The organism is Alkalithermobacter paradoxus, from assembly GCA_002029295.1.
GTDB classification, from domain to species: Bacteria; Bacillota; Clostridia; order Peptostreptococcales; family Peptostreptococcaceae; genus Alkalithermobacter; species Alkalithermobacter paradoxus.
In genome coordinates this window covers 24,552-35,000 of record MZGW01000002.1, presented here as the reverse complement: position 1 = coordinate 35,000, position 10,449 = coordinate 24,552, and the positions used below count along the sequence as shown (strand labels likewise).

The window sequence follows — 10,449 nt, the reverse complement described above, 5'->3', positions numbered from 1 at the left end:
CAAAATCTACTGCAGCAAATTCAACTCCTTCTAGACCGCTTATTTCTTTTTCCATTTTAGCTGCACAATTCGCGCAGCCAAGTCCTTCAAGCATTACTATGCTTTTGTTCACCTTTTTCTTCTCTGCATAAACTATTTTAACATCCGGCTCAAGTTTATTTACAATGGATGTTACTTCTCCAAGAATTTTACCAAATTCCTTTTTATCGACCGCTTCAATTGTCAGCTTCTTAGATACAAAATCAACGGTCGCACTATTTACTCCTTCAAGGCTTTGTGTTTGAGCTTCAATCTTTGCAGCACAATTCGCACAGTCAAGTCCTTCAAGTATTAATACTTTTTTATTGCTCTTGTTAACGGATTTTTCTTTCACTACCACATCCGGTTCGTGCTTGTGCACTATGGTTTTAACTTGCTGTAATGTATTCTTATACTCTTGCTCTGATTCAGTTTCTAAAGTCAATGTCTTGTTCATGAAGTTCATATAGGCTTTGACTCCATTTAATTTATTAACCTCATCTTCAATTTTAGCTGCACAATTTGCGCAATCTAAACCTTCTAAAATTACTTCCTTCTTTAACATTACTGACCCTCCTTTACTTACTTTCTTCTGAAATATGAATTAATCCCTGGTCAAATATTTGCTTTACATGTTCATCTTCAAGAGAGTAGAATACAATCTTTCCTTCTCTTCTGCTCTTTACTAGTTCAGCCTGCTTTAAGACTCTTAGCTGATGTGAAATTGCTGATTGGGTCATATTTAATAAGAATGCAATATCGCAAACGCACATCTCTGATTCATCTAATGCCCAGAGTATCTTAATTCTTGTTGAATCTCCAAAAACTTTAAATAGTTCTGCTAGATCATATAGAGTTTCTTCTTGAGGCATTTTTTCTCGCACTTTATTTACAATTTCCTCATGTATTACATCACAGTCGCATCTTTCAATTGGTTGAATTTTTTTTGCCATATTTATATCACCTCTTTATCATTCAATTGAACACTTGAATAAGCTTTCATATATAATATAAACCTCAATTCTCCGTTTGTCAATAAAAACATATGAGTAATTGTTCAAGTGTGTTTATCTTTTAGCTTTACGGTCAAGACCGCCACCTCTAAGCGCAGCGTAGGTGGGTTTTAATCAGGTGGAGTAGACTCTCCATCTGATTCCCCGATGTTTCAGCTTGCTGAAACGAGTTCACTTATTAGATTATCCCCAAGTATAAATAGAAAAGAACCGCCCATCAAGAAGTATTTCTCCTCAATCGGCGGTCAAATTCGTTTTATTTTTCTATATCAATTTCTACACCAGATTTAAATTCAATAGTTAGTTTATCATCATAGACCGTTATTTTCTCTATAAGTCTCCTTACTAGTTGCTCATCATACTTCTCAAGGAGGGTGGATTGTTCATTTAGGAACTTTTCCATATCTTCTAGTCTTTGCTTGGAGCCTTTTTTGCCAGCTTCTTCTGCTAAAGCCTTATGCCTTTCCTCTCTGAGCCTGTAAATCTCATCGGCTATATCGTTATAATCTTCTTTGGAATTGGCCAGTCTCAAAAGGTCTTTTTGTAATTCCTCTAGCTTTTTATCTATCTCGGAAACAACATTATTGCCCGTTTCACTTATCACTGTTTCTATATTTTCCTTTAAGATAGTTAAAAAGCCATCCTTTTGCACTATTAGTTTATTAATTGCCTCTACCGTAGCAATACCTATCATATCCTCCAGCACGGTTCGGGAATGACAAGTTAACCCTGTATTCTCAAGTCTACTGACGCATCTCCAAACAATCGATTTTTTACCTCGATTATTCCAATGAACTCTACGGTATATTTCGCCACACTCACCACAGAAGATAATTTGCGAAAATACATGATTTGAACTAAAGTTTCTTTTCTTTCCACTAGTACTTATATGTCCTCTACTTCTACGAACTAACTCTTCTTGTACCTGCATGAAAATTTCACGCGGGATAATGGCTTCATGGTTATTCTCTACATAATACTGAGGTACGATTCCGTTATTCACAACCCTCTTTTTTGTAAGAAAATCTACCGTATAAGTTTTTTGGAGCAATGCATCACCAATGTATTTTTCATTGCTTAATATTTTCCTTATAGTACTGGTATGCCACCTTTTTTTCCCCGCTCCCGTAAGTATGCCATCAGTTTCAAGTCCTTTTTTGATTTTATCCATACTGGAGCCTTCAAGATACTCTCGGTAAATCCTTTTAACAATTTCAGCTTCCTCCGGCACAATTACTAATCGCTTATTTTCATCTTTGGTATATCCTAAAAACCTAGAACAATTGACCATTACCTCTCCCTGTTGGTATCGGTATTGGTAACCAAGCTTTACATTCTGGCTTAATGACTGGCTCTCTTGTTGCGCTAAGGATGCCATAATGGTAAGCATAATTTCACCTTTGGCATCCAGTGTATTGATATTTTCTTTCTCAAAATATACCGCAACATTTTTATCTTTAAGTTTTCTGATGTATTGTAGACAGTCCAAGGTATTTCTAGCAAATCGGCTTATTGATTTGGTAATAACCATATCAATTTTCCCAGCCATACACTCATCAATCATTCGATTAAATTCGTCGCGATTTTTTGTATTTGTGCCGCTGATACCATCATCAGCAAAGATCCCTGCAAATTCCCACTCTGAATTCTTCTTGATAAACTCTGTATAGTGTTCAATCTGCACTTCGTAACTACTAGCCTGCTCATCACTATCTGTAGAAACTCGGCAATAAGCAGCGACCCGAAGTTTTGGTGTTTCATCTTCTTTTCGGCTGTTGCCTACACGTTTAATTGCAGGTATAATCATTACATTTTTATTAACTGCCATCTTGCTGCACCTCACTTTCTATTAAGCTGTATACATATTCCGCTTGTGTAAAAGGATTTGTATACTTCTGAATTACTTGTCCTATGGTAAATTTCTTAGAAATAGTAGGTTTATCTTCTATCTTGGGTTCAAAGATTCTACCTAGCTTTTTCGCTCTTTTTATCCTCTCTGTTTCTGCTTTTTCGTAGGTTTCTTTATCAATGATGGCAGGGTAATAATCATCACCAAGATAACGTTCATTTCTTAGCATCCTTCCAGCAGTTCCATGATAAGCATCTATTCCAGCAGTCTTTGCTGCGACCGATAAGGAAAGGCCTGATAAATAACCCTTATACAAATTCCTAACCTTTTCAGCTTTTTCTTCATCGATAACTGCTATTCCATTCTCTATCCTATAGCCATAAGGCGTATGTGCCACTTTTCTCACATCCTTTCCCTTAGTGTGATTCCACATTTCAGAACGAAACCTATCTCTACCCTTGAGTAAACGATAATTTTTTCAACATAATCATTGAAAATTTGCTCGCTAAAGGTATTTATCATTTCAGCCTTATTTGTAAACTTTATTAAGTTACTGACTTCCTGCACCTTTGATAATTCACCATTTAAAGCATGAATTAAAGCTTCTTTTTGCCCCATATAATTATCTGCTTCCATTTGCAGTTCATTGTTTTCTCTGTTAAAAAGGGCAGGTTCTAGATAACCCTTTGCCATAAGCTTTACAAGCAGTTCTCTCTGTTCTGCATTTTTTTCAATTTGCTTCTCTAATTCCTGAATTCTTGAAAGGTTATCTGAGTTGCTCATTCCACGCAAAGCATCTAATAGTGGTTGTAGAATAAGTTTTCTACCGAAAATCAGCTTGTTAATCATAGTAACAAAGGCCTTCTTTATATCCTCATCTCGAATAAACTGCATTGAACATTCTGTTATCTGCTTTAAGTGTTTACTACAACACCAGGCTACATATTTTCTTGTGCCGGATGAATGAATTCGTCTTTTAAAGGTGCTACCACATTCCGAGCAAATAATTTTTCCGGAGAAAGAATACCGGTTTTGGTACTTATCATTACGCTTTTCTATTCCCTTTTCTTTTGCCCTTTGATTTAAGGCAGCCTCTACTGCTTCAAACACTTCATGGCTGATAATTGCCTCATGGTGATTTTCTATTAAATATCTGTTTTTCTCACCATAATTGGTGCGCTTATTAAAACGGGAATCTGTATAGGTTTTTTGCAGTATAACATCCCCGGTATATTTCTCATTTTTTAGAATTCCTCGAATTGTCGTAGCAGTCCAACGACCGCCTCTTTTAGAAGGGATACCCTTTTGATTAAGATCATCTGCTATTTTCTGTGTACCCTTGCCTGATAATACTTCTGCAAAAATATACTTCACAATTTCTGCTTGCTCAGGATTTACCACCATTTGACCGTCAATGTTGTCATAACCATATGGTGGGTATGAAATCTTAAAAGTTCCGTTCTGAAATCTCCTTTGAATTGCCCACTTGTTATTTTCCGAAATGGAGATTGACTCACTTTCTGCAAGCCCGCTTAATATAGAAAGCATCAGTTCACTTTCCATTGATTGGGTATTGATATTCTCTTTCTCAAAGTAGATATAAATCCCAAGGTCCAACAGTTTACGAACCATCTCCAAACAATCCGTAGTGTTTCTTGCAAACCTACTAATGGACTTTGTAATAATTAAGTCAATCTTCTTGTTTTCACAATCTGACAGCATTCTTAGAAGTTCCGTTCGGTTTTCTTTTTTAGTGCCACTAATTCCCTCATCATAATACAAGCCAACATACTCCCATTCTGGGTTTGCCTTTATGTAAGTCTCATAATGGGATTTTTGTGCTTGTAGACTTACTAACTGTTCATCACTACCCGTAGAAACACGACAGTATGCGGCCACTCGTAGTTTAGGTTTGATAATCGATGCAACCTTATTTCCTTCTATTTTCGTTATCTTTTTCATCGCCTCACCTCCTTCTTGGTAGGTCACATATTACCTCTGAAGCCCTTATATATCAACGAATTCAGGGCATTATCTCTGCTAAAAAAGGAGAGAAAGTTTGGCGGTTGAGTACATCTATCTTGTTGAATTCTGCCTCCGTTATTAAACCTTTTTGAAGCATCTTTCTAAGTAATTTCTCTGCTTGAATATAATCAAACTCACGCTGTAGTTGCTCCTGTGACATTTTCTTTAATTCGATGCTTTTGTCTATAATCTCATCCGAGATCTTCATGACTTTTTTATCCTCATTCTGATTCACTTAGAATCACCTCCTACCTAATAGCCGCGGGAACAGGTCGAAGTTGAGGATTTGTAATAATTAAATTAAATCAGAGCATAAAAAAAGAGCCTGCAAGGGAATAACCCCCACAGGCTATATACATCTAATAGTTAATTTTTTAGGGAAACTCTGTGAAGCTAAAGCAAAAATGCTTTTTTACTCGCTCCCTTTGATCAATCATACTTAATAAATGCATTCGTAAAGCCTGCCTTTTTAGCTTTGGCAAGCTGTGCCTCAGCATTTGCTTTGACAGTGTATGCACCAATCTGCACACGGTAATATTTCTTTTTCACTGGCTCTGCTGATTTTTCTTCTTCGTTTAGAAGTTTCTTAACGTCTGCTCTAAAGGTATCCATGGTCTTCCCATGCTTAGGAAACCAGTGCATAACATCCGCATGGTTACTGGCTATACCTTGCTTATAGCCTTCACTATGACAGATGATATCCTTCTCACTTAGTCCATAGAGTTTGCAAAGATGTACACAAAGCTCCACAGCTTCCTTATAAACAGCAGAAAAATACGAGGCATCGGTTAGACCGTCCTCGCAAATTTCAAAACCTATATGGGTATTATTCGCATCCCCTCCAGCATGCCAACCACGATGATTCCAAGGCAATGTTTGGTATGTGGCAATGGAGCCATCTGCTAACTTACCAATAAAAGCATGGACACAAACTTGACGACCTCCGGGTTTATCCTGATTCCAATGATTGTTGTATTGGTTCTTTCCGAGCAAACCGTCATCTGGACCAACATATCTCTTCAACCACGGGTTGTTAGCCCCTGTTGAGTGAACCATTATACCCTTCGGTTTTATTGTTTTGCCTGCTTTGTAGCAGGCATTGTTTGTAAGTATTAGTTTGTATAATTTCATTATAATCACCTCAACATTTAATCATTTGGCTCGGGTGTAAGATGGACAGGGTACAGGTGATAGGTAAACTTTAAATCACAATAAGCATTTGATGATGTTCCATCACTTCCCATACAGATATACAGTCCATAACCGGCTGGAACTCTGGCCTGCCGCATTTGAATATGAATGTGCAAGGATTCTGCTGAAGTATTCGATCCGACAGGTGTACTCCGTTGAATTCTGGTGAACGTCTCCTCATCATTGGAAATATACAAGTCCAGTTCCTTTTCACTAGTATCCGATTGACGACAAAGAGTTATCAAATGGCAATCATAAGCCGTCGTATACAATTCTCCGCCCTGACCGCCAATAACCACACTATTAATAGGTAATATCGTGTGCAAAGGACCACGGACACTGTTTGCACCGCCTGAACCCGAGACATTACCCGACAAAATATATCTTGAATAGGCCGAACGGGTAAAGTCACTAATAATAGCCGTTGCTGTGGATGAGAGAGGTATTGAGGAAGTCACATTTTCTGCTCTTTCAAGTAGAAAAAGGTTCTCACCTGCCTCAACGGTAGTACTACCTATGGAAAACCTTTGACTTGTCCAGTAAGCTGTACAAATTGGATTTGGATTAGTCCCAATTCCATAGGCAATATTCATTTCGTCATCAATGCCCCTTATAGCTCTAGCAAGTGTCTTAACTGTATTACGAAGGGTGTCTTGAATTAGAACCTGCACATTATTTGTAGCTGGACTGCCCAAAGCTGTAACGAAAGTATATGTTATCGTGCCAATTACTACATTGTTTCCATTTGCTATATTGCTAAATGTGATGGCTGCCCTCCGGCTAATCATATCCGGTGCACTAGCTGTTTCTATTGGATGCAAATGGTTGAGTAGAATACCTGTCCGCCTATATAGATTTTCGCGGGTATCCTCAACCAAATTGTGTGTTGTATTTAGCAAATCATAGTTGTTGTTTAATAGATTGTAAGTGAGGTTGAGCAGATTATTTATTTCATCAATATCCAGTTCAGCTAAAGCTGCAAGCACTTTATTTAACCATTCCTGTGCAGGAGGTTCTGGTGGTTCAACAATTCCATCTACAAGAGCATCCTCGACTATGGTTAGTATTCTTGCGCTCTTTCCAACCACATCACCATAAGTAACCCTTATTTCAAGCCGACCAACACCAACAAATGATGTGTCCGTTGCATTGGGCTGCCATGTAAGGACACCATCAGCGTAGTTCGTGACTACCGGATATGCAACCCCATCAGGCCTTTTGTAAATCGCATTTAAGGAGGCACTTGGGTAGTTATCTTCCAGTAGGCTTGATACATCAAACTCAATATTTCGGTAATTGTGTTCACCGCGTCGACCAATGAATACCGTTACCGCTTTCGTTAAGTCAATCATATTTCATCACCTGGCTTAGGAGATTCCTCATCACGACCATGTAGTTGCTTAAGAACCGCCTTTAGTTTTTCTGGGATGGGTAGTCCAATCTGACCTGCATTCTCCAAAATGGATACACCCTCGTTACTTAGGTAGAAAAAGATTACCGCTGTTCGCAAAGCGCTGCCATCGTATCCTGCACTCCCCAAAATTTGTGTATCAAGAATATGAGCGATACCTACCATTACAAAGATGAGCACCTTTTTGAAAATTCCCTTGGCACCAATTTCGCTGGACAGCTTTTTATCTGTAATCGCACAAAGGACACCTGTCAGATAATCAATAGCTACAAAAGTGACCAGTGTATATAGAAATCCGTCAAACCCGCCGAGAAACCATCCAAGAAAAGCACCAACAGCCGCAAAAGCTAACTGTATCCAATTCCAAATCTCTTTCACTGTAAACACCTCCATTACATTAATTTGTGTATTTAAAAAAGCACCCCTGTAAAATACAAGAGTGCTGTTGCCGTATCACACACCTTACAGCATCAGTATAAGATCGTGGATTTGTTGCATCACATCCGCCTTTGGACGCCCTTTTCCAATAGGGAGCCATGTCACAGGTGGTATATCAAATGCTGCAGAAGAGTCAAAACCATTAACCACTGTAATGATAGTATCAACAGCCTTTCGGATTTCAGTAATGTGAAATGGCCATTTTTTAACTGTTGTTCTTCCAGCAATAATCTCTTCACTCCAAATTACAGGGGATAAGTTGTAATAACTTAGCACTATATTTAAAGCGGTTCGAAGCGTCTGAATATGTGCTGCCTTTACAACAGTCTCATTTGCAGTAATCGTTTCAAAAGGTGGCGGTAATATAGTAAATGTCCTGACAACTTCTGTGCTTGCCGACTCAATATCACTATCAAGGCAGCGGAAGGTTACAGTATGGTTTCCTACTGCAAGCGGTTCCGCTTTGTACACCGTACTAACACCATTTCCCAGATAGCCACTCGTAGAAAATCTCTCAGGATTATCCACACTATTAACCCACTCACCTGAATCAATCTTTACTTCCACAATCTGTGTCTGACCGTCTGGTTCAGTGCCTGTAGTAATCATAAAGCGTGGTATAGTGTTATAAGTAGACTTTCCGGTCATAGGACTGACGATGATCGGAGCAGCAGGCGGACTGTTTTTCTTTACCGTGTTACTAACCACATGGCTTGAAACTGCATCAAGTGTATCTGTTACGCTTATTCGATAGCGGGTATACATTCCAGGTACCGGGGAAGCATTTACCTGATGGGTACCTGAAGTAGCACTTGAAATAATAGTAGTCAATGCTTCATATACCGACCAATTTATACCGTCTGCTGATGTAGCTTGTTGAATAACATATTGCTTGATGGCACTGGTTCCCGGTATCGTTCCGCTCCACATAAGAGTTACTGTATTCGTCTCATATATTGGCGGAGTAGCAGTGAAAGAAGTAGGCGGAATGGGCAGTGTATTTCTGCGGACAGTGTTGCTAGATATAGTCCAGTCAGAATAAAAACTCTCTCCAGCCGTACCACGTGTCCTAACTCTAAACCTACGGTAATAACCGCGAGTTGTCGGTGGGCTAACAACTACGCTGCCACTTGTTGTTGAGGTAACCACTATTGTTAATGCTGTCCATGCTCCCCATGTGCTGTTATCTGCCGAGTCACTATATTGAATCTCATAGGATGTGATGGTGTTGCCTGCTCCACTGGATGCACCACTCCATGAAAGATTAACATTTCCTTCAGCTAAAGTTGAACTTACCGAGCAAGCGGTCGGTGCTCCACAAGCCGTGATATCACAGTAGATGCTATTACTGATTTTTTCCGAGGAGTAGACATCGAGATTATCTATCGTCCATACACCAAATTGAGTATATGTTCCTGGAACTCGTGACACGTTAGGGTTATAACTACCTCCACTGGCCGATAGGGCTAAAATGGTTAGAACATTCCATGAACTCCATGTGCTGTTATCCGTAGATGTTCGACTAGCAATCTGGTATCCCTTGATTGCACTCGTACTTCCAGAAGCGCCGCTCCAAGTAAGCGTGATTGTTTCATCACTATAATTGATTGGAGTAGCAGTCACTGTAGTTGGTGGGCTAGGAACTGTGTTTCTGCGAACAGAGTTCGATGATACTCTCCAGCCTGAATAATAACTTGCTCCTGCTGTACCTCGAGTTCGCACCCGAAACCTACGATAATTACCCCGTGTTGATGGTGGTGCAACTGACAAGCTGCCACTAGTGGCCGTGGTGGTTACTGTAGTTAGTGCTGTCCACGATCCCCAATTCAAATTGTCAGCAGAATCACTATACTGTATCTCGTAGGAGGAGATGGCATTATTTGTACCACCGGAAGCACCACTCCATGATAATGTAACATTGTCCTCCGAGAGGGTTGCACTCAATGAACAGGATGTCGGAGCACTACAAGCTGTGGTTCTTATTGCCCAGTTAATGGTTAACACTATCTGGCTTAAATCATCTCTAGCTCGAAATCCCATATAGTTTAGTGTGCTGGAGCCAGCATCCATGAATAAACAATTACTAGCTCCACTACCGATGGAATCAATGAGTGCGGTGGAAATTGCGATATCCTTTGTACCCTGTCCGGCAGAAACAGTATAGCTATATCCAGAAGTAACTTTCGTAGGTCTACTCCCGGATATGCTGGTACCCGAACTAGGAGATGGCAAACCATATGCATTTCCAGCATATAGTGTTATCGTTCTGGCTGAACCCCAATCACCTGCAGCTATCCTAACAAGACGAATACTGGCAGAGGTAGGATAATAGTTTGCATAGGTATTTCGAATACTTGTAAGGTCAAATAACATGGCACCAACATTCTCATAATTATTGGCTGGGGCATAAACCCCTTGTCGAACGTAGTCGGTTACACCCGCAATCCAACTGCCATTACGCCATGTACAAGCATTTATCGCTTGATAGGTTGCCATAGAAATTC

Annotated in this window: 10 protein-coding genes (1 of these 10 cut by a window edge); all 10 read right to left on the bottom strand. The window is 39.5% G+C overall.

The window, feature by feature from the left end; translation table 11 throughout:
* A protein-coding gene (locus CLOTH_RS03125; protein WP_079411150.1) for a heavy metal translocating P-type ATPase crosses the window boundary here: on the bottom strand, window positions 1–583 show its beginning. The gene continues 2,015 nt to the left of window position 1, outside the view; 583 of the gene's 2,598 nt are visible here — the first part of the coding sequence; the start codon lies at window positions 581–583; its stop codon lies beyond the left edge, outside the window.
* A gap of 13 nt (window positions 584–596) precedes the next feature.
* On the bottom strand, window positions 597–971 hold the full coding sequence (locus tag CLOTH_RS03120; protein WP_005584884.1) for an ArsR/SmtB family transcription factor: 375 nt from the start codon (window positions 969–971) through the stop codon (window positions 597–599).
* A gap of 316 nt (window positions 972–1,287) precedes the next feature.
* The gene (locus CLOTH_RS03115) at window positions 1,288–2,859 is read right to left on the bottom strand and encodes a recombinase family protein (protein WP_079411148.1); all 1,572 of its coding nucleotides are present in this window, start codon (window positions 2,857–2,859) and stop codon (window positions 1,288–1,290) included.
* Window positions 2,849–3,277 carry a recombinase family protein gene (locus CLOTH_RS03110; RefSeq protein WP_434655774.1) on the bottom strand — a complete coding sequence of 143 codons (429 nt, stop codon included), beginning with the start codon at window positions 3,275–3,277 and terminating at the stop codon, window positions 2,849–2,851. The genes CLOTH_RS03115 and CLOTH_RS03110 overlap by 11 nt, the downstream gene beginning before the upstream one ends.
* 5 nt (window positions 3,278–3,282) lie before the next feature.
* Window positions 3,283–4,842 (bottom strand): recombinase family protein, encoded by a 1,560-nt coding sequence (locus CLOTH_RS03105; RefSeq protein WP_079411144.1) that lies wholly within the window; start codon window positions 4,840–4,842, stop codon window positions 3,283–3,285.
* Between the two features lie 61 nt (window positions 4,843–4,903).
* Window positions 4,904–5,113: an SHOCT domain-containing protein gene (locus CLOTH_RS03100; protein ID WP_064485118.1), complete on the bottom strand. Its 210-nt coding sequence runs from the start codon at window positions 5,111–5,113 to the stop codon at window positions 4,904–4,906.
* Between the two features lie 221 nt (window positions 5,114–5,334).
* Window positions 5,335–6,036 carry an N-acetylmuramoyl-L-alanine amidase gene (locus CLOTH_RS03095; protein WP_079411141.1) on the bottom strand — a complete coding sequence of 234 codons (702 nt, stop codon included), beginning with the start codon at window positions 6,034–6,036 and terminating at the stop codon, window positions 5,335–5,337.
* Between the two features lie 17 nt (window positions 6,037–6,053).
* Window positions 6,054–7,448: a hypothetical protein gene (locus tag CLOTH_RS03090; protein ID WP_079411139.1), complete on the bottom strand. Its 1,395-nt coding sequence runs from the start codon at window positions 7,446–7,448 to the stop codon at window positions 6,054–6,056.
* Window positions 7,445–7,885 carry a phage holin family protein gene (locus tag CLOTH_RS03085; RefSeq protein WP_079411136.1) on the bottom strand — a complete coding sequence of 147 codons (441 nt, stop codon included), beginning with the start codon at window positions 7,883–7,885 and terminating at the stop codon, window positions 7,445–7,447. Before CLOTH_RS03085 ends, CLOTH_RS03090 begins: the two co-directional genes overlap by 4 nt.
* An 84-nt stretch (window positions 7,886–7,969) precedes the next feature.
* A complete protein-coding gene (locus CLOTH_RS03080; protein ID WP_079411134.1) occupies window positions 7,970–10,441 on the bottom strand; it encodes a phage tail protein in 2,472 nt (823 codons plus the stop codon).
* Window positions 10,442–10,449: the final 8 nt, after the last annotated feature.

Coding starts and splice junctions, on each gene's coding strand:
- CLOTH_RS03100 (WP_064485118.1), bottom strand. CDS start 5,113: ATGAAGATCTCGGATGAGATTATAGACAAAAGCATCGAATTAAAGAAA.
- CLOTH_RS03095 (WP_079411141.1), bottom strand. CDS start 6,036: ATGAAATTATACAAACTAATACTTACAAACAATGCCTGCTACAAAGCA.
- CLOTH_RS03115 (WP_079411148.1), bottom strand. CDS start 2,859: ATGGCAGTTAATAAAAATGTAATGATTATACCTGCAATTAAACGTGTA.
- CLOTH_RS03090 (WP_079411139.1), bottom strand. CDS start 7,448: ATGATTGACTTAACGAAAGCGGTAACGGTATTCATTGGTCGACGCGGT.
- CLOTH_RS03105 (WP_079411144.1), bottom strand. CDS start 4,842: ATGAAAAAGATAACGAAAATAGAAGGAAATAAGGTTGCATCGATTATC.
- CLOTH_RS03080 (WP_079411134.1), bottom strand. CDS start 10,441: ATGGCAACCTATCAAGCGATAAATGCTTGTACATGGCGTAATGGCAGT.
- CLOTH_RS03120 (WP_005584884.1), bottom strand. CDS start 971: ATGGCAAAAAAAATTCAACCAATTGAAAGATGCGACTGTGATGTAATA.